At 60.5% G+C, this 24605-nt stretch carries 19 protein-coding genes; 14 read left to right on the top strand and 5 right to left on the bottom strand.

From position 1 onward, the window contains the following. Positions 1-70 precede the first annotated feature (70 nt). Positions 71-1408, top strand: a complete 1338-nt coding sequence (locus N5D61_RS10155) for an MATE family efflux transporter (protein ID WP_279892402.1) — start codon at positions 71-73, stop codon at positions 1406-1408. 12 nt (positions 1409-1420) lie between these two features. Here N5D61_RS10155 and N5D61_RS10150 read toward each other — a convergent pair whose 3' ends face one another. The 5 genes from N5D61_RS10150 to N5D61_RS10130 form a co-directional block, all read right to left on the bottom strand. Then, entirely contained in the window at positions 1421-2575 is a 1155-nt protein-coding gene (locus tag N5D61_RS10150; protein ID WP_108237826.1) for a contractile injection system protein, VgrG/Pvc8 family, read from the bottom strand. Positions 2576-2806: 231 nt separating this feature from the next. Then, entirely contained in the window at positions 2807-4720 is a 1914-nt protein-coding gene (speA, locus tag N5D61_RS10145) for an arginine decarboxylase (protein ID WP_108237825.1), read from the bottom strand. A gap of 183 nt (positions 4721-4903) precedes the next feature. Next, positions 4904-5275, bottom strand: coding sequence for a translation initiation factor Sui1 (locus N5D61_RS10140; protein WP_279892399.1), 372 nt, complete (start codon positions 5273-5275; stop codon positions 4904-4906). A 186-nt stretch (positions 5276-5461) separates the two neighbouring features. Further along, positions 5462-6007 (bottom strand): NUDIX hydrolase, encoded by a 546-nt coding sequence (locus tag N5D61_RS10135; RefSeq protein WP_108237823.1) that lies wholly within the window; start codon positions 6005-6007, stop codon positions 5462-5464. Positions 6008-6010: 3 nt separating this feature from the next. Then, positions 6011-7105, bottom strand: a complete 1095-nt coding sequence (locus N5D61_RS10130) for a DUF2333 family protein (protein ID WP_279892393.1) — start codon at positions 7103-7105, stop codon at positions 6011-6013. A gap of 399 nt (positions 7106-7504) precedes the next feature. Here N5D61_RS10130 and N5D61_RS10125 point away from each other — a divergent pair, with 399 nt between their 5' ends. The 13 genes from N5D61_RS10125 to N5D61_RS10065 all read left to right on the top strand — a co-directional run bounded on the left by N5D61_RS10125 (position 7505) and on the right by N5D61_RS10065 (position 24467). Next, on the top strand, positions 7505-9163 hold the full coding sequence (locus tag N5D61_RS10125) for a PleD family two-component system response regulator (RefSeq protein WP_108237821.1): 1659 nt from the start codon (positions 7505-7507) through the stop codon (positions 9161-9163). Positions 9164-9305: 142 nt separating this feature from the next. Beyond that, positions 9306-11099, top strand: a complete 1794-nt coding sequence (locus N5D61_RS10120) for a protein-disulfide reductase DsbD (RefSeq protein WP_177411138.1) — start codon at positions 9306-9308, stop codon at positions 11097-11099. A 174-nt stretch (positions 11100-11273) separates the two neighbouring features. Next, positions 11274-11726 carry a type II 3-dehydroquinate dehydratase gene (gene aroQ / locus N5D61_RS10115; RefSeq protein ID WP_108237819.1) on the top strand — a complete coding sequence of 151 codons (453 nt, stop codon included), beginning with the start codon at positions 11274-11276 and terminating at the stop codon, positions 11724-11726. Between the two features lie 78 nt (positions 11727-11804). Further along, entirely contained in the window at positions 11805-12269 is a 465-nt protein-coding gene (accB, locus tag N5D61_RS10110; RefSeq protein ID WP_108237818.1) for an acetyl-CoA carboxylase biotin carboxyl carrier protein, read from the top strand. Positions 12270-12286: 17 nt separating this feature from the next. Next, the gene (gene accC, locus N5D61_RS10105) at positions 12287-13651 is read left to right on the top strand and encodes an acetyl-CoA carboxylase biotin carboxylase subunit (protein WP_108237817.1); all 1365 of its coding nucleotides are present in this window, start codon (positions 12287-12289) and stop codon (positions 13649-13651) included. A 167-nt stretch (positions 13652-13818) separates the two neighbouring features. Then, entirely contained in the window at positions 13819-14697 is an 879-nt protein-coding gene (gene prmA, locus N5D61_RS10100; protein ID WP_108237816.1) for a 50S ribosomal protein L11 methyltransferase, read from the top strand. A 47-nt stretch (positions 14698-14744) separates the two neighbouring features. Beyond that, a complete protein-coding gene (locus N5D61_RS10095; protein WP_279892388.1) occupies positions 14745-16100 on the top strand; it encodes a DUF3426 domain-containing protein in 1356 nt (451 codons plus the stop codon). Between the two features lie 281 nt (positions 16101-16381). Beyond that, positions 16382-17395: a tRNA dihydrouridine synthase DusB gene (gene dusB, locus N5D61_RS10090; protein ID WP_279892386.1), complete on the top strand. Its 1014-nt coding sequence runs from the start codon at positions 16382-16384 to the stop codon at positions 17393-17395. After that, the gene (gene fis, locus N5D61_RS10085; protein WP_007907419.1) at positions 17392-17712 is read left to right on the top strand and encodes a DNA-binding transcriptional regulator Fis; all 321 of its coding nucleotides are present in this window, start codon (positions 17392-17394) and stop codon (positions 17710-17712) included. The genes dusB and fis overlap by 4 nt, the downstream gene beginning before the upstream one ends. 80 nt (positions 17713-17792) lie before the next feature. Then, positions 17793-19394 carry a bifunctional phosphoribosylaminoimidazolecarboxamide formyltransferase/IMP cyclohydrolase gene (purH, locus tag N5D61_RS10080; protein ID WP_108237813.1) on the top strand — a complete coding sequence of 534 codons (1602 nt, stop codon included), beginning with the start codon at positions 17793-17795 and terminating at the stop codon, positions 19392-19394. A 228-nt stretch (positions 19395-19622) separates the two neighbouring features. After that, positions 19623-20918, top strand: coding sequence for a phosphoribosylamine--glycine ligase (purD, locus tag N5D61_RS10075; protein WP_279892374.1), 1296 nt, complete (start codon positions 19623-19625; stop codon positions 20916-20918). A gap of 94 nt (positions 20919-21012) precedes the next feature. Then, positions 21013-23808 carry a hybrid sensor histidine kinase/response regulator gene (locus N5D61_RS10070; protein WP_108237811.1) on the top strand — a complete coding sequence of 932 codons (2796 nt, stop codon included), beginning with the start codon at positions 21013-21015 and terminating at the stop codon, positions 23806-23808. Between the two features lie 62 nt (positions 23809-23870). Continuing rightward, positions 23871-24467, top strand: coding sequence for a MarC family protein (locus tag N5D61_RS10065; RefSeq protein ID WP_108237810.1), 597 nt, complete (start codon positions 23871-23873; stop codon positions 24465-24467). The last annotated feature ends 138 nt before the right edge of the window (positions 24468-24605 follow it).

Here is a 24605-nt window from a genome sequence, read left to right as displayed (position 1 = left end):
GGATCTGCGCTGTGCACGTCGAGTCGCTACAATGCGGCCCATCTCGCTCCCTTGACCCTATCGAGCCCTCATGCCCAACTTCCTCGCTGACTGGCGCCATCGCACGACCCATCGCCAGGTGTGGGCGCTGGCGGCGCCGATGATTCTGTCGAACATTTCTGTCCCGTTGGTCTCGCTGGTCGACAGCACGGTCATCGGCCACCTGCCCCATGCTCACCAGTTGGGCGCCGTGGCCGTCGGCGGTACGCTTTATAGCTTTCTCGCCTGGGCAATGAGCTTTCTGCGCATGGGCACCACCGGGTTCGCTGCGCAGGCGGCGGGCCGCTCCGATGGCGCCGCTCTGCGCCAGGTACTGCTGCAAGGCTTGTTGCTGGCGCTGGGGTTTTCCGTACTGTTGGGCTTGATCGGCCTGCCGTTCCAACACCTCGCATTGACGATGATGCAGCCGTCCCCCGATCTCGAGGAGTTGACCCGCGAGTTTTTCCACACCCGGCTGTTCGGGCTGCCCGCTGCGCTGGCGAGCTATGCGCTGGTGGGCTGGTTCCTCGGCCTGCAGAACGCTCGAGCGCCCCTGGCAATTCTGTTGACGACCAACCTGGTCAACATTGCGCTGAACCTGTGGTTCGTCATCGGGCTGGACTGGGGCGTGATCGGCAGTGCCCGCGCATCGGTCGTTGCCGAATGGATCGGGGCTCTTCTGGGCCTGGCCCTGACGCGCAAAGGCCTGCTCGCCTTCCCCGGCCCTCTGGCCCTGGCCGTACTCAAACGCTGGGCAAGCTGGCGACCTCTGTTGGCGGTGAACCGGGACATCTTCATCCGCAGCTTGGTGTTGCAATCCGCGTTCTTCCTCATCACCGTCCAGGGTGCGCGCCTGGGCGATGCCACGGTGGCCGCCAATGCATTGCTGCTCAATGGCCTGCTGTTGACGGCCAATGCCCTGGACGGTCTCGCTCATGCGGTGGAGGCCCTTTGCGGCCACGCCATCGGTGCCCGGGACCCCGCCGCCTTGCGTCGAGCCCTGAATGTGGCAGGCGGGTGGTCGCTGATGTGCAGCGTTGCCTTCGCGCTGCTGTTCCTGTTCAGCGGACACCTGTTCATCGAACTGCAGACCGACATTCACGCAGTTCGTGAGATTGCCTTCGTCTACCTGCCCTACCTGGCCCTTCTGCCGCTGGTGGCCGTCTGGAGTTACCTGCTCGACGGCCTGTTCATCGGCGCCACCCGCGGGCGGGAAATGCGCAACGCGATGGTGTTGAGCGCGCTGATTGTCGCACCGTTCGCCTGGCTGGCCACTTCGTTCGGTAATCACGGGCTGTGGATCGTGTTTCTGCTGTTCATGGCCTTGCGCGCCCTGACACTGGGCTACATCGCCCGCTCGCTGAACCGCAGCGGTGGTTGGTTCGCCTAGCCAGAAGCGCGTTCAAAAGGCCTGCTCCGCCTCCGCGATGGAGGACAGCATGATGCGCAGGCCGCTCAGCGAAACGTACCGGGAATCGATCGTCACCTGGCTGTTACCCACCCTGAAGTGCATTTCGTGGTCTTGTGCCATTTTCACGATGAATTGATCGTCCACCGAGAACGCCTGTGACTCATCGAGAAAAAGGGCCCGGTCAATACGCGTCGTGATCACCCGGCGCGCCGGAGCGTCGACGCCGGGTTCGGTCTCAGGGTTGATATCCGGGTCCCATAAGCGATCGCTGATATAGGGCTTGCCCGGATCGCCCTTGCGAAAGCGCACGACGACCTCCATGCCGCCCCACCACAGCGGTTGTTTTTCGATCAGGGCAGGATCGACCGCAATCCAGCACTCATTGAAGCGCGAGCCATCACCCTGATTGCTCCAGTCGAACCGCACCTGCAGGCGCCCTTCAGCATTCGGCTGGACCGACTCGAACAACCCGCCCACCAGACTAGCCCGATGCATGCATGCCCCGGTGAGCGACACCACCGGGGCATCCACCTCCCGCGACTCGGCGCACTCCGCGGCATCGAGGGGCGACTCGTCGGTGAAGACCACCACATGCCGATGGCGTGCGTGCAAGAAGTGATAGCGCATGCCTTCCTCTGCACAGAGCCGCTGAACCAGCTGCAAGTCACTCTCACGGTACTGCGCGCAGTAGTCACGCTTCTGACAGGCTTGTTTGCGCCGCCAAAGAAGGCCTCGGGCCTGGATGCCGTGCTCACTGAGGACTTGCTGGATGATTTGCCGGGCATCGAGCCCTTGGAAGACGCGCTGGTTGTAGCGCCAGGCCATCAACCCCAGCCGAGGTCCGAAAGTGATGCGGTAACGGGAAGGGCCGCTGTGCAGGAGATTGCTCGACGCCGCTCGGCTGGCCATGCGCATGATGCTGTGGACGTGCCCATGGATGCCGGACTCGGCTTCGCTGCCATGCAACCAGCCTGCACTGAACAGCAGTTCGTGAGTGTCCAGATGGCTGTCAGGGTGAGTGATATCGAGTGTGTACAAGTAAGGCTGATCAGCCTCTTCGCTGCGTTCGCAGGCCACGACCTCGAACGAATGCCTGGGGCGATCAACCTCCAGGCGCAATGGCATGACTTGGGGGGGCGATGACATGGTACGAATGACCTCGGCAGACAGTGACAGGCGGTCGAGGATTCTGTAACAGAAAATCTGCGATGTAGAGAGGGCAAATGCAGAACAGGAAAGGGCCTACAAACAAGAACAACAAGCGAGCGCGAACCTGTAGGAGGCCCGCGCCGAACCTGCGGCAAATGGCGATTCAAGGACCGCCAACTCGACGGACAGGGCGCCACCTGACCCTACGGTCAGGGGCTTAAACCACTCTCATGAGGACAGATAGGATGAACGCGTCAACCCCAGGCGCAACGCATCCAGATACTGCGTCCGCTCGCGCGGGGTGATCCGTGCGCTGGCCACCTTGTCGCGGTAGTGGGTCATCAATTCCTCTGGCGACAAGTGCACGTAGCGCAGCATGTCCTCGATGGTGTCGTGGGTTTCGATACCCGCCGAGTAAGCGCTGCCATCCTGATTCTGGTAGATGTTCACCGAGTCGGTGTCACCGAACAGGTTGTGCATGTCACCAAGGATTTCCTGGTACGCGCCAACCAGAAAAACACCCAGCAGATAATCTTCGTCCTCGTTCAGCGCATGCACCGGCAGGCTGGTCTCGATGCTCTGCTCGTCGACGTACTGGTTGATCTTGCCATCGGAGTCGCAGGTCAGGTCTTGCAGCACCGCGCGGCGATTGGGCTCCTCGTCGAGGCGGTGAAGCGGGATGATCGGCAGCACCTGGTCGATCGCCCAGGTATCAGGCAGGCTCTGGAATACCGAAAAATTGCAGATGTATTTGTCGGCCAGCTTGTCGTTCAGCTCGTCGAGCACCTGGCGATGCGAGCGCTGACGCGCCTTCAACGAGTTGTGCAGGCGACGGCAGACAGCGAAATAGCACTGCTCGCCCAGCGCTTTTTGCGCGAGGGTAAGCTTGCCGTCCGAATACTGGGCGGCGATGTCACTCATGTAGTGCGTGGCGCGCCAGTAGGTTTCGGTGACCATCTCGATGTCGGTCGGGCCCAGCAGATCGATGAGCCACTGCAGGGTTTCCGGCAGGCTCTCCTTGTCTTCGATCACTGGCACCTCGTCGTTGTGACGCTCGACGTCCGTGACCTGGATCACCAGCATCGCATGGTGAGCCGTCAGCGAGCGGCCGCTCTCAGAGAAGATGTGCGGATGGGGCAAACCCTGCGCGTCGCAGAATTCCTTGAGCATGCCGACCACGACGCCGGCGTAATCGTCCATGTCGTAGTTGATCGAGCTGGCATTGCGTGAGTGGGTGCCGTCGTAATCCACACCCAGCCCGCCACCGACGTCGACGTGATCGACCGGCAGGCCGAGGTTGCGCAACTCGCCGTAGTAACGAATGGCTTCCTTGAAACCGTGCTGGTAGTCGGCCAGATTGGCGATCTGCGAGCCCATGTGGAAGTGCAGCAGGCGAATGCCCTGATCCAGACCGGCTTTGGTAAAGCGGTCGACCACCGACAGCAATTGAGCGGCAGACAATCCGAACTTGGATTTTTCGCCCCCGGTGTCGGCCCATTTGCTCGACGCCAGCGACGACAACCGCACGCGCAGCCCCACCTGCGGAGCGACCTTCAGCTCGGCAGCCTCTTCGATGACCAGTTCGACTTCCGATTCCTTCTCGATGACGATGAAGACGTTATGGCCAAGCTTCTGCCCCATCAGCGCCAAACGAATGAACTCGCGGTCCTTGTAGCCGTTGCAGACGATCGTCCCGCCTTTCGGCGCCAATGCCAGCACAGCCATCAGCTCGGGCTTTGAACCGGCCTCCAGCCCAATGGACACGTTCTGCGTCGCAATGATGTTTTCCACCACCGCTTCCTGCTGGTTGACCTTGATCGGATACAACGCGGTGTAGGTGCTCTGGTATTCCAGACGGGCAATGTTCGCGTCGAAAGCACCGGTCAACTGGCGGACACGGTCTTGCAGAATATCGGGAAAACGCACCAGCAGTGGCAGTGACAAACCGCTCTTGCGCAATTGGTCTACCTGCTCGTAGAGATCGATGGGCGAACTGCCCGGCCCGTTGGGGCGAACTTCAACACGCCCGGCTTCGTTGATTGCAAAATAACCAGCCCCCCAATGGCGAATCCCATAGACACTGCGGCTGTCCGCCACGGTCCATTGGCTACCATCGTCTTTGCGTGTGCGTCGTACGGACATCGAAGTCCCCTGTATAGAAGTCGTGAAGCGCCGGCCATCGAAGGCTGGGCGCAGTGTATAGCGTGGAAATGACGGTTTGGCGCAGGCGTCGAGCCCCTGAATGGCTCAGTAGACCCTACACGCAGAGCAGAGTTTGCTCCGATAACCGAGCGATCGTGAAAGCCGGAACGGACGAGGCGTGACTCAACCGCCCGATTTTTTTGCCTTGAAACCCTGCTTGACCAGCTCAGCCAGTAGCGTCTCGACGTGATCGCCCTGGATTTCGATCACGCCTTCCTTGAGCGCCCCGCCTGTTCCACACCGTCGCTTGAGCGTAGACGCCAGTTCCTTGAGTGCATCTTCAGGCAGCGGGACACCGGTGACAGTGGTCACGGTCTTGCCGCCACGGCCCTTGCTTTCACGGCGCACGCGGGCGATGCCGTCGCCTTCGGGAATCAGGGTTTTCTTGCAGGTGCAGGCGTCGACAGGCTGACGGCAGTCAGGGCAATGCCGGCCGGCGTCGGTAGAAAATACCAGGCCACCGAGGGCAGCAAAGGAGGCGGCTTTTTTGGCCACGGGCAATCCTCTTCTTGAGGACCAAAGTCTGGTCGGGCAGACCGATGAGCCATCGATCTGTGATACCGACCGCGAAGCCCCACTCAGGCAGGGGCAGCGCAACCGGACCGCGGTGACGGTCCGGCGTGAAAAGGCGCGCAGTGTAACGGCAAACCACGCCGATGCTAAGAGCAAATATGCGGCAATTTACGGGACTTTTGCGACGTCGGCCAAATAGCGCTTCAGCGCAGCCAGAGAGTCCGGGCAATAGGGCATTTGCGAGGCTTCATCCAGCACCTGATCAATCGTCACAAAGCGCGCTTCCAGCACTTCCTCTGGTTGCAGATTGAGCGGTCCATCCCAGACGGCTGAGAACACTGCACACCAAAGCCGGTTGTCCGGCTGATCGAAGAAGAACCGCTCGTGTGCCGTCAATTGAACCCCAGCCACGCCCAGTTCTTCCTCCAACTCGCGGGCCGCCGACGCCGCATAGGTTTCGTCTGCCTGGACCATTCCACCCGCCGCCACATCCCAATACCCGGGGTAAATGGCCTTGCTCAGCGTGCGACGGTGGACGCACAACTTCCCTGCGGAATTGAACAGCAAGATAAAGGTGCCGCGCCCGATCAGGCCGCGCTCGCGCAAGGCAGCGCGGGGGAGCGAACCCAGTAGCTGGTCCTGACGGTCGACCCAGGCGATGAGTTCGGCGTCAGAAGCCGCGCGGTGCGCGACTTCGCTTTCAGGGATGGGCACCGATCAACCCTGCGACAGCAATTGACGAAGATCGATGACGGCGGCATTGGCGCGAGACAGGTAGTTGGCCATCACCAACGAGTGGTTGGCGAACACGCCGAACGGGCTGCCATTGAGGATGATCGGGCTCCACATTGGCTCTTGGGAGGCCTCCAGCTCTCGAATGATCTGACGTACGCTCACCGTCGCGTTCTTTTTCGCCAGCACATCGGCGAAATCCACTTCAATGGCGCGCAGCAGATGAGAGAGCGCCCACGCCTGACCTCGGGCCTCATAGAACACGTTGTCGATTTGCATCCATGGCGTTTCGACGATTTCTTCATCGACCTGCGGAACCTCACCCGGCTTCACCGACACCTCGGACTGCGCTTCGGTTTTCAGGCTGGTGTTGAGCTTGACCCGTCCCACGCTCGCCGACAGCCGTTGCGAAAGCGAACCCAGGCGCGTACCCACGTCACCCAGCCAGTTGTTGAGATTATCGGCGCGCGTGTAGAACAGAGCATTCTTCTGATTCGGGTCGGACAAGCGGGCCTGATAACGGCTTAGTGCCGCAATGCCATCCCGGTACTGCGACTCGCTGGAGGGCAGGACCCAACTGCGGTTATCAAAGTTGAACAGCGGCTCTGCGCGTGCCAGATCGCTGTCTTCGGCGGACTGCGACTGCGAGCGGGCGAAGTCTTTGCGCAAGGCGCGCGTCAGGTCGCGCACCTGGACGAGCACGCCGTACTCCCAGCTCGGCATGTTGTCGAGCCACAGGCCTGGCGGAAAGCGGTCGTTGGAAATATAACCGCCCGGTTTGTCGAGCAACGTCGAGACGACGCTTTTCAGGGTTTCGACGGTGGTGTACCCGATCACCATCTGTTTGCCTTCGCGCTCGGCAGCCGCCTGAGCGTTCTGTTGGACCGGAAACATCGCAGGCTCACTGCTCCACCAGATGCCCAGTGCAAGGGTGACCACCAAGTAGATGCCCACCACGGCACCGACCGCACGACTGAAGAACAGGCCGCCCCAGTAACCACGAGGCGCCTTGCCTATCGGCTTTTCTTCAACACGCTCACCTGTACCTTGAGTCTGCGAGCGTTTTTTCCAATCCAGCATGGCCTTGTCCTTTCAGTCACGGAGTTCAGTGCTTGTGACCGCAACCTTACAGCAAGGTGCGTTCGTCAGGAACGCAGCGGATGGCCCAGATGCGTTATCCACAGGTCCAAGGGCGTCATTGACCGGGTCGCCGCCTCGAGCGCCGGAGCCTGCCGAAGCCCCAGCATGCCGCCCGCAAAAAGGAAGTGCGTCTAGGGTTTTTCCTGAGGAGCGTACAGGGGGGACGTTGCTCGCTTTTCTGTCAGCAATTGTTCTATCGGGGTGGAAAAGATAAAAAATTGACGCGAAAAAGCCTGAAAAAATGACAACTAAATGACTTGCGGCGCACTTAAGAAAGCAAAGTGGTGCTAGCATAGCGCCAGCATTTGCATCAGGGTTTCCCCTATAAGTAGTCAGGACATGACCGAGCCAGAAGATCCGAGTCGCGACCGCCTCAAGCATCACTTCGCCCAGCGCGTCATCCATCAAGCACGTCAAATACTTGAGGTTTGGCAACGCTTGCAGCAAAGCGAATGGTCGCTCGCAGACCTTGAAGAGCTCATTGAAGCAAACCAGCGCCTGCTGCGTTTCGCCGAACGCTTCGATCAGGTCGAGCACGCTCATTTGGCGCGCGACATCAGTCAGTCACTTTTCGAGGTGCAGGCCAACCGTGGACGACTGAGCAGTGCGCTGATCACCGATCTCAATCGGCTGATGCAGCGCCTTTCGCGCACGGGACTGCGTCACGGGGACAAGCTGGAGCACACCTCGCTGCCGCCTCTGCGCAAGCCAGTCTATGTGATGCTGCAGGATCACGAACGGGCCGAGCGCCTGGCCAAGCAGCTGGAATTCTTCGGTTTGAGCGCGCAATCGCTGGACAGCGTGGAAGCGTTCAATGCGTCACTGTCCGAGCGCCTTCCCGCTGCGATCGTGATGGACGTGGATTTCGGCGGCAACGGCGCAGGCCTGCAACTGGCAGCCAGAATGCAAGAAGGGCTGGAACAGAAGCTGCCGTTGTTGTTCTTCAGCCACCAAGAGACCGATACGCCGACGCGGTTGGCAGCCGTGAGGGCCGGTGGCGAAGAATTTCTGACCGGCACCCTGGACGCGTCGAGCCTTCTTGAGAAAATCGAAATCCTTACGCGGGTCGCTCAGTACGAGCCCTATAAGGTGCTGGTCATCGACGATTCGCGTGCTCAGGCCACGCACACCGAACGTCTGCTGAACAATGCCGGCATCGTGACGCGTACTTTGTTCGATCCAATCAAGACCATGTCCGAACTGGCCGAATTCCAGCCAGACTTGATCATCCTCGACATGTACATGCCTGGCTGCACAGGCACTGAACTGGCCAAGGTGATTCGCCACAATGACCGCTATGTCAGTGTGCCGATCATTTATCTGTCGGCTGAGGACGATCTCGACAAACAGCTCGATGCGATGAGCGAAGGCGGCGACGATTTCCTGACCAAACCGATCAAACCGCGCCACTTGATCACCACAGTGCGCAACCGTGCGGCGCGAGCGCGCAACCTCAAGGCGCGAATGGTCCGTGACAGCCTGACCGGCCTCTACAACCACACCCACATCCTCCAGTTGCTGGAAGATTGCAGCTTCCGCGCGCGTCGCGAGTGCAAACCGTTGAGCTTCGCCATGCTCGACATCGACCACTTCAAGAAAGTGAACGACACCCATGGCCACCCAATGGGTGACCGCGTGATCAAAAGCCTGGCGCTGTTTCTCAAACAACGTTTGCGCAAAACCGATTACATCGGCCGCTATGGGGGCGAAGAGTTCGCCGTGGTCATGCCTGACACGGATCTGAAAGCAGCCTATGGCGTGCTCGACGAAATCCGCCGTCGCTTCGCCGAAATCCACTACCCGGCGCAGCCGGCCGATCTGTTCTGCACCTTCAGCGCGGGCGTTGTCGAGCTGGGCGAATACGACGATGCGCTGATGATGGCCTCCCACGCGGACGAAGCCCTGTATCGGGCCAAGAAAGCCGGCCGCAATCAGGTCTACACGGTCAGCGATGATTTCATGCAGACCAGAAAGCATTCGCCGGTGGATGTCGATTAGTCGCAAAGGTCTCTGACGAGGCGCTCACGACCGCAAACACAGACCGGCCACACTGCAACGGGTCACGATCGGTAACGCCTGGCACAGCCTCAGGTAGGCAAGATCCGTTATCATGCGCCGATCTTTGTATCGCGAGACCGCCATGCGCCGCCTGCTTTGTCTGATTCTCCTCACTCTCGCCCTTCCTGCGTTCAGCGCCAGCCTGCTGGACAGTCGGCCGGCATCAGGACTGGGCACCCCGGCGCTGGGCGCTTCAGCCATCGACAACAGCAAAGATTTCCTCCCGGTTCGCCAGGCCTTTCAGTTGAACCTGATCGACACCACGCCTGAGGCGATCAAGCTGCAGTTCGTCGCGACCGAGGGTTATTACCTTTACCGCCACCGCTTTCAATTCCGCACCGAACCGGCTGACATCAAGCTGGGAGCCCCGCAGTTACCGGCAGGTGAGAAAAAGCACGATGAGTATTTCGGCGATGTCGAGGTCTATCACGGCATTCTCGATGTCACCCTGCCCCGCGAATCCGCGGCCACTGGCGCGTTCACGCTGGTGGTGACCTATCAAGGCTGCGCCGACAAAGGCTTGTGCTACCCACCTGAGACCGAGCGCTTGACTATAGGCGGCGCGCCCTCCAGCGAGGCGGACATCCCCGTCAGCGACAGCAACGCCCCATTCAGTTGGAAGCAACTGGCGCTGTTCTTTCTCGCAGGCATCGGCCTGACCTTCACACCCTGCGTTCTCCCCATGTTGCCCATCCTGTCTGGCGTGGTGTTGCGCGGCCAGGTGGGCGGCCTGCGAGGCCTTTCGCTTTCCCTTGCCTACGTGCTGCCGATGGCCATCTGTTTTGCAGCGCTCGGTGCGTTGATGGGCCTATTCGGCGCCAGTCTCAATTTGCAGGCGCGGCTTCAATCTGCTTGGGTGCTCGTGCCGTTCTCCCTGTTCTTCGTCGTGTTCGCCATCGCCATGTTCGGCGTCTTCGAGTTGCGCTTGCCTCGGGCCCTCAATGACCGGCTGGATCGCATCGCAGGAAATGCACAAGGCGGATCCCTATGGGGGGCGGCGGTACTGGGCGTGGTCTCCAGCCTGCTGGTTTCGCCTTGCGTCTCCGCGCCATTGGCAGGCGCGCTTCTTTATATAAGCGCCAGCGGCGATGCGTGGGGCGGAGCATTGAAACTGTTTGCGCTGGGCCTTGGCATGGGCGCGCCGCTGGTGCTCGTCGCTACAGGTGGTGCGGCCTGGTTGCCCAAAAGCGGCCCCTGGCTGGTCACGGTCAAAAATGCGATCGGTGTTCTGCTGCTGGCCCTGGCCATCGCGTTGCTCAGCCGCGTGATTCCAGGGCAGGCCACCCTGCTCCTGCTCGGTTTGCTGTGGGCCGGGGTCGCGCTGTTTCTCGGCACGCTGGAGTTCACGAAGAAGAGCCCCCGAGCTCGCCTTGCTCAGTTGGTGGGGCTCTTCCTGCTGGTTTACGCGGTGTCCTGCTGGTACGGCGCTTTGAGCGGGCAGACCGATCCGCTCCGCCCCCTGGGCCGCGACCAGAACACGTCGATGACCGGGCAGCCCCAGGCACAGCAAGGCTGGCAAACCGTCACTCAAGTCAGTGAGTTGAAACAGCAGCTGAGCGATGCGAAGAATAACGGCACACCGGTGTTGGTGGACTGGTATGCCGATTGGTGCATCAGTTGCAAGGTCATCGAGCATGACGTGCTGCCCGATCCGAAGATCGTCAGTCAGCTGAAGGGATTTCGCCTGATTCGCTTCGACATGACCGATAGCAATGCCGAGCAGCGCGCTTTACTCGATCACTACAAGCTGTTCGGTCCGCCAGCGTTGCTATTTTTCGGAAAAGACGGCAACGAGCTTGAAAATGTCCGTGTTGTCGGCGAAATCGACGTCGAAGGGCTCGCAGAGCGCCTTTCTAGAGCAAATGACCAAATTTAGCCACTTAGTCACAAACTTTGCGCAAACATCGCTCATCGTGCTTACATTGTCGATATCTGGGTCGGTAACTGGACAGTCCATTGCGCTTTCCGGCATAGTCCCGGCGCAATAAACGCTCATCTCAGGCGAATGCCTGGGTGTAAGCGACGGCTAGCAGACAACAAGGAACACTCAATGGCGACTTTTCTGGTCCTGCACGGGCCCAACCTGAACTTGCTAGGGACCCGCGAACCGGGGATCTACGGCTCGATCACGTTGGCCGACATCAATCAGGACCTCGAAACGCGCGCTCGCGAAGCGGGCCACCATCTGATGTACCTTCAGAGCAACGCCGAGTACGAGTTGATCGATCGCATTCACGCAGCCCGCGATGAAGGCGTGGACTTCATTCTGATCAACCCGGCGGCTTTTACTCACACAAGTGTTGCAATACGTGACGCATTGCTGGGAGTGAGCATCCCATTCATCGAAGTGCACCTCTCGAACGTGCACAAACGCGAACCTTTCCGCCATCACTCCTATTTTTCAGATGTTGCCGTAGGAGTGATCTGCGGCCTTGGCGCCAGCGGTTACCGACTGGCCCTGGAGGCCGCCATGGAACAACTGGCCACCCGTTCGCAGGCGTGAGCGGCACGGTTTAGCACTGAGCCACGCAGCCCGAACCGGCTACTGAATTACCCCTGACCGTCCCCTGGGAGTTGATTAATGGATATCCGTAAAGTCAAGAAACTGATCGAACTGCTGGAAGAGTCTGGCATCGACGAGCTGGAGATCAAGGAAGGCGAGGAGTCCGTCCGTATCAGCCGCCACAGCAAGGCGCCAGCGCAGCAGTACTACGCACCGGCACCAGCCGCCGCTCCGGTTGCTGCCCCGGCACCAGCCGCCGCTCCCGTTGCCGCTTCCGCCGACGCGCCGGCCGCCGCACCGAAACTGAACGGCACCGTGGCTCGCTCGCCAATGGTCGGCACCTTCTATCGCAAAGCGTCGCCCACCTCGCCAGCTTTCGTTGAAGTCGGCCAGTCGGTGAAGAAAGGCGACACCCTGTGCATCGTCGAAGCGATGAAAATGATGAACCACATCGAAGCCGAAACCAGCGGCGTGATCGAGTCCATCCTCGTCGAAGACGGCCAGCCGGTTGAGTTTGACCAGCCGCTGTTCACCATCGTTTGAACCGCGGAGTGTCTGTGATGACGAATCCTGCGAAGTTGGAAAAAGTACTGATCGCCAACCGCGGTGAAATCGCCCTGCGGATCCTGCGTGCCTGCAAAGAGCTGGGCATCAAGACCGTCGCCGTGTATTCGAAGGCCGACAAGGAGCTGATGCACCTGGGTCTGGCGGACGAATCGGTGTGCATCGGTCCGGCATCGGCCGCTCAGTCCTACCTGCACATCCCGGCCATCATTGCCGCCGCCGAAGTCACGGGCGCCACGGCTATTCACCCGGGCTACGGCTTCCTGGCGGAAAACGCCGACTTCGCCGAGCAGGTCGAGAAATCCGGTTTTGCCTTCATCGGCCCGAACGCTGACGTCATTCGCCTGATGGGCGACAAGGTGTCGGCCAAGGACGCAATGATCAAGGCCGGTGTTCCGACCGTTCCAGGTTCCGACGGCCCGCTGCCGGAAGACGAAGCGGAAGCACTGCGCATCGGCCGTGAAGTGGGCTACCCAGTGATCATCAAGGCCGCTGGCGGCGGCGGTGGTCGCGGCATGCGCGTGGTGCACAAGGAAGAAGACCTGATCGCTTCGGCCAAACTAACCCGTTCCGAAGCGGGCGCGGCATTCGGCAACCCGATGGTTTACCTGGAGAAGTTCCTGACCAACCCGCGCCACGTGGAAGTTCAGGTGCTGTCCGATGGCCAGGGCCACGCGATTCACCTGGGCGACCGCGATTGCTCCCTGCAACGCCGTCACCAAAAGGTGCTGGAAGAAGCGCCAGCGCCAGGCATCGACGAAAAAGCCCGCGCTGAAGTGCTGGCCCGCTGCGTCAAGGCGTGCATTGACATTGGCTACCGCGGTGCCGGTACGTTCGAATTCCTGTACGAAAACGGCGCGTTCTATTTCATCGAAATGAACACCCGCGTTCAGGTCGAGCACCCAGTGTCCGAAATGGTCACCGGTATCGACATCGTCAAGGAGATGCTGAGCATCGCCGCTGGCAACAAGCTGTCGTACACCCAGGATGACGTGAAGATTCACGGCCATGCGCTGGAGTGCCGGATCAACGCCGAAGACCCGCGCACCTTCATGCCAAGCCCTGGCACGGTCAAGCATTTCCATGCCCCGGGCGGTAACGGCGTTCGCGTCGATTCGCACCTGTACAGCGGCTATGCGGTGCCACCGAACTACGACTCCCTGATCGGTAAACTGATCACTTGGGGCGCGACCCGCGACGAGGCCATGGCCCGTATGCGTAACGCGCTGGATGAGATCGTCGTCGACGGCATCAAGACCAACATCCCGCTGCACCGTGATCTGACCCGTGACCCAGGCTTCTGCAAGGGCGGTGTCAACATTCACTATCTGGAACACAAGCTGGCCGGTGAGAAACACTGATCCACCCAGTCACGCTGCAGATACGACAAAGCCGCTTCCGAGCGGCTTTGTCGTTTTCCCGACCTGCCCCATCAGCCTCTTTGTTGTTTTTCCCCGAACCCCGTAAACTTGCCGGTCTTTCGCGACATTGCGTCGCCTGTCATCTTTTCATTCGAAGGTAATACGCCATGCCTTGGCTGCAAGTCCGTCTCGCCATCAGCCCGGAACAAGCCGAAACCTACGAAGATGCGCTCCTTGAGGTCGGCGCGGTGTCCGTGACCTTCATGGACGCTGAAGATCAGCCCATCTTCGAACCGGAACTCAACACCACGCCGCTGTGGACCCACACCCATCTGCTGGCCTTGTTCGAAGCTGATACTGACGCCGCTCTGGCCCTCGCCCATCTCAAGCTGCTGACCGGGGCCGAATTGCCCGAGCACAGCCATGAAGTCATCGAGGACCAGGATTGGGAACGCAGCTGGATGGACAATTTTCAGCCCATGCGTTTCGGCCAGCGCCTGTGGATCGTACCCAGCTGGCATGCCGCGCCCGAGCCCAACGCCGTCAACCTGTTGCTGGATCCAGGGCTGGCGTTCGGTACCGGCACCCACCCCACCACCGCCCTGTGCCTGGAATGGCTGGACGGCCAGGATCTCAGCGATAGCCACGTGCTGGATTTCGGCTGTGGCTCGGGTATTCTCGCCATCGCCGCCCTGCTGCTGGGTGCGAAACATGCCGTGGGCACCGACATCGACGTGCAGGCATTGGAAGCCTCGCGTGAAAACGCTGGCCGTAATCACGTACCCGCCGAAAAATTCCCGCTGTACTTGCCGCCGGATCTGCCTCAAGAGCCGGCTGACGTGTTGGTGGCGAATATCCTGGCCGGGCCGCTGGTCTCGCTGGCACCTCAGTTGAGCCGCCTGGTCAAACCGGGTGGGCGTCTGGCGCTGTCCGGCATCCTGGCCGAGCAAGGCGATGAAGTGGCCGCCGCCTACGCCGACGCCTTCGAGCTTGACCCAATCGCCAATCGCGACGGCTGGGTGCGCATTTCCGGCCGCCGTCGCTGATACACACTGACCGCAACCTATAAGGGCTTCCAACCCCGGATAACCGCATGACCGATAGCTTCGTCACTCAGTGCCCTCACTGCCAGACCAGTTTCCGCGTCAGCCACGCTCAGTTGAGCGTGGCGCGGGGGATGGTTCGTTGCGGCTCCTGCCTGCAGGTGTTCAACGCAGCGAAACAACTGCTGGAAAAAAGTGCCCAGGCGCAAACGTCGACCGCTGCCCCAACGTCAGCACCGGCACAGAGCGACCCGCAGCCAGCGATCATTGCACCGCACTCTGTCACCGTCGCACAGCCTGCCTCGCCGCCCGCCCGGCAGGCCGATCACACGGTCGATCTGGACAGCCTTGACCTGGACGATCTGGATGTCGAACTCGCCCGCCTGGAGCAACGCGAAATCCAACTGCCGGAATCCTTCGGCCGCGCCCAGCCATCGAAAGAGCATGAAGTCGAATCCTTCAGTGCCCGCCGGGATGAACCGGACGTGGCGCCCGAAGATTGGAACCCAGCCCTCAGTCACGACGACATCAACCGGCTGCCGGAGCTGCGGGCTGAAGTGGTGGAAGAGCGTGAAGACCCGCTGGAGTCCGACGCACGGCAAGAGCCCATCGTGGGCGAAGCGTCTGACCCTGATGACCATCGCACCGAACCTTCGCTGTCCATGGCGCCAGACGCGGTGGACGACGAACGTTATCCTTCAGAGCACGTCCGTGCGACTGAAAACGCCCAAAGTGCGGCCCCTGCCGAGCGGCTGTCGGCGCTGGACGACGAGGACGATCACCCTTCCGCCCGACACGAGATCGATGAGGATGACGGGCCGAGCCTTGGCAAGGGCAAGCGCAGTGAACCGGGCTTGCGCGATCAGGCGCTGCTGGACCTGATGGACGACCCGCTGCAACTGTCCTGGCAAAAACCCAAGCCTCGCTGGGGCCGCCGCCTGCTGTGGCTGGCTCTTGCACTGATCGCGCTGGGCGCCCTCGCGGGGCAGTACGTGTGGTATCACTTCGATGAACTGGCGCGACAGGACCAGTACCGGCCCTGGTTTCAGGACATTTGCCCGCAGGTCGGCTGTAAGGTGCCTTCCAAGGTCGACATCAAACTGCTCAAGAGCAGCAACCTCGTCGTGCGCAGTCACCCCGAGTTTCAGGGGGCCCTGGTCGTCGACGCGATCATCTATAACCGCGCCTCGTTCTCTCAGCCGTTTCCCCTGCTGGAGCTGCGTTTCGCCGATACCAATGGTCAGTTGATTGCCAGTCGTCGGTTCAAACCGGGGGAATACTTGAGTGGCGAGCTGGCGGGAAAGGACGAAATGCCGCCCCAGACGCCCATTCATATCGCCTTGGACATTTTGGACCCCGGTCCCAAAGCGGTGAATTACAGTTTGAGTTTCCGCTCGCCGGAGTAGACTTCTCCACGGGCCAAGATGATGCTGACCCGGCGCCACGCGCCAAAATGCGGCACAGAGCCATCAGCATTCCACTGACGCTTTCGGCCATCAAGCGAACCGTGACCTAACCGTTCGCGATAAGAATGCAGCTGTTCAGATTTTATCCAATTCAGCCTTTATCCAGTCATCGAGAGCGGGTATCATGCCCACCCTTTTTCATACTCTGGGTCCCGTCTGAACAGTTGCCTAAGCACTTTTCGGACCAGGCTTCGTGATTCGGCCCCACAACAGGTCACCCTATGTCGGCGGTACGCATCGGCCCCTATACATTGCAAAACGGCTTGATACTCGCCCCAATGGCGGGCGTCACTGACCAGCCGTTCCGCCAGCTCTGTCGCCAACTCGGCGCGGGCCTGGTGGTGTCGGAAATGGTCACCAGTGACATGAGCCTGTGGAACAGCCGCAAATCGCGGCTTCGCATGATTCATGAAGGCGATCCCGAGCCCCGCTCGGTCCAGATCGCCGGTGGTGATCCGCAAATGCTTGCAGATGCGGCGCGTGCCAACGTCGAACTTGGCGCACAGATCATCGATATCAACATGGGTTGCCCAGCCAAGAAGGTCTGCAACAAGGCTGCTGGCTCTGCGCTGTTGAAAGATGAGCAGTTGGTGACCGAAATCCTGCACGCGGTAGTCGCGGCAGTCGAGGTACCGGTCACCCTGAAGATTCGCACTGGCTGGGACCGGGCGAACAAGAACGGTATGACCATTGCCCGAATCGCCGAACAGGCGGGTATTCAGGCATTGGCGGTGCATGGGCGTACCCGTGCGGACCTGTACACCGGCGAAGCCGAATACGACACCATCGCCGCCATCAAACAGGCGGTGTCGATCCCGGTTTTCGCCAATGGCGATATCGATTCACCGGAAAAGGCCCGGTACGTGCTGCATGCGACCGGCGCCGATGGACTGCTGATTGGCCGGGCCGCTCAAGGGCGCCCATGGATTTTTCGCGAGATAGAACACTTCCTGCGCACCGGAGAAAAACTTCCGGCGCTGGCATTGGATGAGGTGGAACGCATTCTGCTAGAGCATCTGGCCGCGCTTCACACGTTCTATGGCGACGTGATGGGCGTGCGGATCGCCCGCAAGCACGTCGGCTGGTACCTCGCAACCCTGCCGGGCGCCAGGGAGTTTCGTGCCCTTTTCAATCGTTTGGAAGATACGGAAGCACAGTGCGCCAACGTTCGGGACTTCTTTGCCGAACGCCAAAAAAGCCCGGTAGCAGGGAACGAACAAGAGGTGGCCGCATGACGATGATGACTGAGACTTTAGTGAGTGGAACAACACCCGTGAGCGACAACGTCAATTTGAAACAGCACCTCAACACGCCGAGCGAAGAGGGTCAGACCCTGCGCGGCAGCGTTGAAAAGGCGCTGCACAATTATTTCGCTCACCTGGAAGGTGCTGCCGTCACTGATGTCTACAACCTGGTGCTCTCGGAAGTCGAAGCACCGTTGCTTGAGTGCGTGATGAACTACGTCAAGGGCAACCAGACCAAAGCCTCCGAGCTGCTGGGCCTGAACCGTGGCACCCTGCGCAAGAAGCTCAAGCAGTACGATTTGCTGTAAGCCGCCCACACACAAAAAGCGACCTCACTCGATGCGGTCGTTTTTTTTGCTGAACCCTTTAGCTTTTGATGGAAGTTGAGATGACCGACCAGACGACCCGCCTGCCGATCCGCCGCGCCTTGATCAGCGTTTCCGACAAAACCGGAATCCTTGAATTCGCCCGTGAACTCGAAACCCTGGGTGTCGAGATCCTGTCCACTGGCGGCACGTTCAAACTGCTCAAGGACAACGGCGTCGCTGCAGTCGAAGTCGCGGACTACACCGGCTTCGCAGAGATGATGGACGGACGGGTCAAGACCCTGCACCCGAAAATCCATGGCGGCATCCTGGGCCGTCGCGGCACCGACGACGCCATCATGGCCGAGCACGGGATCAAGCCGATCGACCTGGTGGCGGTGAATCTGTACCCATTCGAAGCTACGGTCTCCAAACCTGGCTGCGATCTGCCGACAGCTATCGAGAACATCGACATCGGCGGCCCGACCATGGTCCGCTCGGCGGCGAAAAACCATAAAGACGTGGCCATCGTGGTCAACGCCAGCGATTACGGCCAAGTGGTGGACAGCCTGAAAGCCGGTGGCCTGACCTACGCCCAGCGCTTCGACCTGATGCTCAAGGCGTTCGAGCACACTGCCGCCTACGACGGCATGATCGCCAACTACCTGGGCAGCATCGATCAGCGCGCCGACACCCTGTCGACCGAAGGCCGTAGCCAATTCCCCCGCACTTTCAACACCCAGTTCATCAAGGCTCAGGAAATGCGCTATGGCGAGAACCCGCACCAGAGCGCGGCGTTCTACGTGGAAGCCAAACCTGCCGAAGTCGGTATCGCCACTGCGACTCAGCTTCAAGGCAAGGAACTGTCGTACAACAACGTGGCCGATACCGATGCCGCGCTGGAGTGCGTCAAGAGCTTCGTCAAGCCTGCCTGCGTCATCGTCAAGCACGCCAACCCGTGCGGCGTCGCGGTCAGCCCGGAAGGCGGCATCCGCCAGGCCTACGAATTGGCTTACGCCACCGACAGCGAGTCGGCCTTCGGCGGCATCATTGCCTTCAACCGGGAACTGGATGCTGAAACCGCCAAAGCCATCGTCGAGCGCCAGTTCGTCGAAGTGATCATCGCCCCTTCCGTGAGTGCCGAAGCGCAAGCCATCGTTGCCAGCAAAGCCAATGTGCGCCTGCTGACCAGCGGCCAATGGGCGGCCGAGCGTGTACCGGCCTGGGATTACAAGCGCGTCAATGGTGGGCTGCTGGTACAGAGCCGAGACAACGGCATGATCACCGCCGACGACCTGAAGGTCGTCACCCAACGCGCCCCAAGCGAGCAGGAAATCCATGATCTGATCTTCGCCTGGAAAGTGGCGAAATATGTCAAGTCCAACGCCATCGTTTACGCCAAGAATCGCCAGACCATCGGTGTCGGCGCAGGCCAGATGAGCCGGGTGAACTCGGCGCGCATCGCCGCCATCAAGGCCGAACACGCGGGTCTTCAGGTCGCCGGTTCCGTGATGGCATCGGACGCCTTTTTCCCATTTCGTGACGGCCTGGACAACGCTGCCAAGGTGGGTATCACCGCAGTGATCCAGCCGGGTGGCTCGATGCGTGACGCGGAAGTCATCGCGGCAGCCGACGAAGCCGGTATCGCGATGGTGTTCACTGGCATGCGCCACTTCCGCCACTGAGTTATGAAATCGGCCGCACTGGCGCAGGCGTCTGCTGCGTTGGATGGGGCTCCGCTGATGCTCATTGCCAGAAGGCAACTCCGCTCAGCGAAGCCCCATCCGCCTTGCATCCACCTACGCCATTGCGACCTCGTGATGCGGTGAGGCATTCCCACGTGGAGCGTGGGAACGATCAACCGTCACACCGGCGAATGCCCCAAACAGAATTAGCGTCATCGAGGTTTTGAAATGAACGTACTCATCATCGGCAGCGGTGGCCGCGAACACGCGCTGGCCTGGAAGGTTGCGCAGGACGCCCGCGTGCAAAAGGTTTTCGTTGCGCCAGGCAACGCTGGAACGGCCATCGAAGCCAAGTGCGAAAACGTCGCAATCGATGTGCTGGCACTGGAACAACTGGCGGATTTCGCTGAAAAGAACGTCTCGCTGACCATCGTCGGCCCTGAAGTCCCCTTGGTCGCCGGTGTGGTTGACCTGTTCCGTTCCCGCGGCCTGGACTGTTTCGGTCCGACTCAAGGCGCTGCGCAACTGGAAGGTTCGAAAGCGTTCACCAAGGATTTCCTGGCGCGCCACAAGATTCCAACCGCTGACTACCAGAACTTCACCGAGATCGAGCCTGCGCTGGCTTACCTGCAGGAAAAAGGCGCACCGATCGTGATCAAGGCCGATGGCCTGGCTGCGGGCAAGGGTGTGATCGTCGCGATGACCCTGGAAGAAGCCGAAGCGGCCGTGCGTGACATGCTGGCGGGCAACGCGTTCGGCGACGCTGGTTCGCGCGTGGTGATCGAAGAATTCCTGGACGGCGAAGAAGCCAGCTTCATCGTCATGGTCGATGGCAAGAATGTACTGCCGATGGCCACCAGCCAGGACCACAAACGTGTCGGCGATGGCGATAGCGGCCCGAATACCGGTGGCATGGGTGCCTATTCGCCAGCCCCCGTGGTCACTGCCGAGGTGCATCAGCGCGTGATGGCCCAGGTGATCTGGCCGACTGTCAGAGGGATGGCCGAGGAAGGTAACGTTTATACCGGTTTCCTCTATGCTGGTCTCATGATCGACAAGGCCGGAAATCCCAAGGTCATCGAGTTCAACTGCCGTTTTGGTGATCCGGAAACCCAGCCGGTGATGCTGCGTCTGCAATCGAGCCTGGTCTTGCTGGTCGAAGCCGCTTTGGCGCAAGCTCTGGACAAAGTGGAAGCCCAATGGGACTCGCGTCCCAGTCTTGGCATCGTGCTGGCCGCAGGCGGCTACCCCGGCGATTACGCCAAGGGCGCGGCCATCCACGGCCTGGACGCAGCGGCAACATTGCCGGGCAAGGTTTTCCATGCGGGTACTGCATTGAAGGATGGCCAGGTGGTAACCTCCGGCGGTCGAGTTCTGTGCGCCACGGCACTGGGTGACAGCGTTGGCGACGCTCAGAAACAGGCCTCCGCGCTGGCTGCAAAGATTGATTGGGAAGGTTGTTTCTACCGCAAGGACATTGGCTACCGCGCCATTGCCCGGGAACGCGGCGAACATCTGGAGTAACGCCGGCTTCGGACAATCACCTGGAAACAGGCGATTGTCCGATCGTCCACGGCCGCACCAGAGTAACTGGCTTCATTCACGAAGGGATTTCGCCGTGCGCTGGCTCAGGATTGCCACTTGTTCGATCATCGCCATGATGACCCTGCTCTGTATGCCGCCTTCGACCGCGGCGGTGAGTGCAGGATGGTCGACGCTTGTCGACGACCAGGCCAACCTTCAGCTCAGCGACGTTCGTTCTCCTCACTATGACTCTCAGTTCGGTCCTGTCGAGCTGGGTCAGATTCGCGCCTTCAGCCGCGATGCCGCCCTCTGGCTGCATTACCGACTCGCTCCAACCCCTCATGAGCAACTGGTGCGCATTTTCGCACCTGACCTTGCGACCGTGGACATGTACGTCCTCAACGGGGAATCGTTGATCGATCATTTGCGTTCGGGCAACAAAGTCCCGCGCGCCCAGCAACCGCTCCCCTCCGTCGACTTTCTCCTGCCTATACCGCAGAGCAGCACCCCGCTGGACATCTACCTGCGCCTGAAATCCGACCAGGAACTGCGACCGAACATTTCGCTGGAATCTGCCGTGTCCAGCGCCGCGGATGAACATCGCCCGCTCCTGCTCGGCCTGTTCTTCGGCTCGCTGATCATGTTGATCGTGCAGAACATCACCCGCTACGCGCAATCGCGCTCGGTCAGCAGCCTGTGGCTGGCCGCCTGTGAAGCGTGCCTGGGGCTTAGCGCATTCCTGCTGTTGAACCTGCAGGCGCTGTGGCTGCCGCACTGGCATCTGGCGCAAACGCCAAGCGCCCATCTTGCGCTGCTCATGGCCGCGGCGACCGGGCTGATGTACACCCAATGTTTCTTTGTCCAGCGAGGTGCCGAATTCCTCAACAGGCTGCTGATGGGCGTACTGTTGATCGTGGGGTTCGGCGGTCTGCTGGTGCTGTTCGTCGATAACCTGCCGCTCAATATCATGACGTTCCTGTTGGTCGCGCTTACCACGCTGACCATCACCCTGGTGTCGATCTATCACCTGCAAAGAGGCTACACACCGGCGCGCCCCTTCGTGATCGCGATGATCGCCTTCAATCTCGGGAACCTGGTGATTCTTCCCGCCTTGCTTTGGCTGACGACCCTTCCCGCCCAGACGCTGATCATCGCCGTGATGGGTATGTTCTGCCTCTGTGGCCTGCTGATGAGCATTGCCTTGAGCGAGCGCCATCGCAGCATTACCGAAGACAACTTCAGCATCAGCCGAGAACTGGCGGCCAGTACCGCAGAGATCAACGCCAAGGCCGAATTTCTGGCCAAGATCAGCCATGAGATCCGCACCCCCATGAACGGCGTGCTGGGCATGACCGAGTTGCTGCTCGGAACACCGCTGTCGGTGAAACAGCGCGACTACGTTCAAACCATCCACAGCGCGGGCAATGAACTGCTGACGCTGATCAACGAGATTCTCGACATCACCAAGCTGGAGTCGGGGCAGATCGAGCTGGACGATGTGCAGTTCGACCTCAACGCGATGATCGAAGATTGCCTGAATATCTTCCGGGCGAAAGCCGAGCAGCAACGCGTGGAGCTCATCAGTTTTATTCAGCCGCAAGTGCCGCGGGTGATCAGCGGCGATCCGACGCGGCTTCGTCAGACGCTGCTGAGCCTGCTCGAAAACGCACTGAAAATGACCGACGAAGGCGAGATTCTGCTGGTGGTCGCGCTCGACTCACGGGGCGGCAAACCGCGGCTGCGCATTGCCGTTCAGGACAGCGGCACGCCGCTCACCGCCAAGGAGCGCGACGCGCTGCTGCACGCCGAGTTGCACAGCAAGAATTTTCTCGCCGCCAGCAAGGTGGGCGGCCATCTGGGCCTCGTCATTGCCCGCCAGTTGATTTTGTTGATGAATGGCGAGTTCGGTATTCAGAGCGGCGCCAGCCAAGGCAGCACACTGTGGCTCAGCTTGCCTCTGGATGCCGATCGGCTGGAGCAACCGCCTGCCGATCTGGACAGCCCTCTCAAAGGCGCACGCGTGCTGGTCGTGGACGATAACGACACCTGTCGCAAAGTGCTGGTCCAGCAATGCAGCGCGTGGGGGCTGAACGTCAGCGCGGTGCCTTCGGGCAAGGAAGCGCTCGCCCTACTGCGCACCAAAGCCCACCTGCGCGACTACTTCGACATCGTCCTGCTGGATCAGAACATGCCCGGCATGACCGGGATGCAACTGGCGGCGAAAATCAAAGAAGACCCGAGCCTGAACCATGACATTCTGCTGATCATGCTCACCGGCATCAGCAATGCGCCGAGCAAAGTCATCGCCCGTAACGCAGGGGTCAAGCGCATCCTCGCCAAGCCAGTGGCAGGCTACACGCTCAAGACCACGCTGGCCGATGAACTCAACCAGCGCAACAAAGGGCAGGCTGCGTATCTCTCGGTGCCAGCCCCCGTTCCGGAAGTCGACGTCCCCAGTGATTTCCGCATTCTCGTGGCCGAGGACAACAGTATTTCCACCAAAGTCATCCGTGGCATGCTCGGCAAGCTCAACCTGCAACCGGACACGGCCAGCAATGGCGAGGAAGCGCTGAGGGCAATGAAGGCGCAGCGTTATGACCTGGTTCTGATGGATTGCGAAATGCCCATTCTCGATGGCTTTTCGGCAACGCAGCAATTGCGGGCCTGGGAGGTGGGCAACCAGCGGCTGCGTACGCCCGTGGTGGCATTGACCGCGCACATTCTGGCGGAACACAAGGACCGCGCCCGGCAGGCCGGCATGGACGGGCACATGTCCAAACCCGTAGAGCTTTCGCAACTGCGCGAACTGGTTGAGTACTGGGTCGAACAACGGGCGCGCACGCCGGTGAGCGATGAGCCGGACGAACGGAATCGCTATCAGCGAAACTGACGCTCGGTCGGCGGCGCCTGATAGACTGCCCCGGTCCGAATCTGTCACCACGAGCCCACCCCATGCTTCATGTGCTGTTCAGCGTTTATCTGAAGATGCTGGTGCTTTACAGCCCGTTCTTCGTCCTGTCCTGCTTCATCAGCCTGAGCCGCGGCTATACCCGCAAGGAGCGACGCCATCTGGCCTGGAAAGTCGCCTTCGCCACCTTGGTGGCCAGCGTGTTGCTGTACTTGTTCGGACGAGTGATTTTCAGTGTGTTCGGGATCACCGCCGACGCCTTCCGCATAGGCGCGGGCAGCGTGCTGTTCATCTCGGCGCTGGGCATGGCGCAGGGCAAATCAGGTGTGCAGACGGACAACGTTCAGCAGGACGTGACCATCGTCCCGCTGACGATCCCCATCACCGTCGGCCCAGGCACCATCGGCGCGCTGCTGGTGATGGGCGTCAGCCAGCCCCATTGGGACGACAAGCTGACCGCCATCGTGAGTATCGCCCTGGCCAGCTTCACCGTGGGCGTCGTGCTTTATCTGTCCAATAGCATCGAGCGCATCCTGGGTGAACAAGGGTTGCAGATCGTCAGCCGCTTGATGGGGCTGTTCGTCTGCGCCCTCGCAGCACAGATCATTTTTACGGGGATCAGGGGCTATCTGATCCAGTGAGCGAACGACCCGCCAGCCCTACAGCTGGGTGATCGCGTGGTGCGCCTCACGTGCCAGGTAGCGAGTGATGGCCTCTCGGTAGGGCGCACATCGTCAGTCAGCATTTGAGGGGCTATGTCAGCCGATACTCGATTATTT

It is taken from the genome of Pseudomonas sp. GD03842, assembly GCF_029841165.1.
Classification (GTDB): Bacteria; Pseudomonadota; Gammaproteobacteria; order Pseudomonadales; family Pseudomonadaceae; genus Aquipseudomonas.
This window is presented reverse-complemented; position numbering and strand designations above follow the sequence as displayed.

Coding starts and splice junctions, on each gene's coding strand:
- N5D61_RS10155 (WP_279892402.1), top strand. CDS start 71: ATGCCCAACTTCCTCGCTGACTGGCGCCATCGCACGACCCATCGCCAG.
- N5D61_RS10150 (WP_108237826.1), bottom strand. CDS start 2,575: ATGTCATCGCCCCCCCAAGTCATGCCATTGCGCCTGGAGGTTGATCGC.
- speA (WP_108237825.1), bottom strand. CDS start 4,720: ATGTCCGTACGACGCACACGCAAAGACGATGGTAGCCAATGGACCGTG.
- N5D61_RS10130 (WP_279892393.1), bottom strand. CDS start 7,105: ATGCTGGATTGGAAAAAACGCTCGCAGACTCAAGGTACAGGTGAGCGT.
- N5D61_RS10125 (WP_108237821.1), top strand. CDS start 7,505: ATGACCGAGCCAGAAGATCCGAGTCGCGACCGCCTCAAGCATCACTTC.
- N5D61_RS10120 (WP_177411138.1), top strand. CDS start 9,306: ATGCGCCGCCTGCTTTGTCTGATTCTCCTCACTCTCGCCCTTCCTGCG.
- aroQ (WP_108237819.1), top strand. CDS start 11,274: ATGGCGACTTTTCTGGTCCTGCACGGGCCCAACCTGAACTTGCTAGGG.
- accB (WP_108237818.1), top strand. CDS start 11,805: ATGGATATCCGTAAAGTCAAGAAACTGATCGAACTGCTGGAAGAGTCT.
- accC (WP_108237817.1), top strand. CDS start 12,287: ATGACGAATCCTGCGAAGTTGGAAAAAGTACTGATCGCCAACCGCGGT.
- prmA (WP_108237816.1), top strand. CDS start 13,819: ATGCCTTGGCTGCAAGTCCGTCTCGCCATCAGCCCGGAACAAGCCGAA.
- N5D61_RS10095 (WP_279892388.1), top strand. CDS start 14,745: ATGACCGATAGCTTCGTCACTCAGTGCCCTCACTGCCAGACCAGTTTC.
- dusB (WP_279892386.1), top strand. CDS start 16,382: ATGTCGGCGGTACGCATCGGCCCCTATACATTGCAAAACGGCTTGATA.
- fis (WP_007907419.1), top strand. CDS start 17,392: ATGACGATGATGACTGAGACTTTAGTGAGTGGAACAACACCCGTGAGC.
- purH (WP_108237813.1), top strand. CDS start 17,793: ATGACCGACCAGACGACCCGCCTGCCGATCCGCCGCGCCTTGATCAGC.
- purD (WP_279892374.1), top strand. CDS start 19,623: ATGAACGTACTCATCATCGGCAGCGGTGGCCGCGAACACGCGCTGGCC.
- N5D61_RS10065 (WP_108237810.1), top strand. CDS start 23,871: ATGCTTCATGTGCTGTTCAGCGTTTATCTGAAGATGCTGGTGCTTTAC.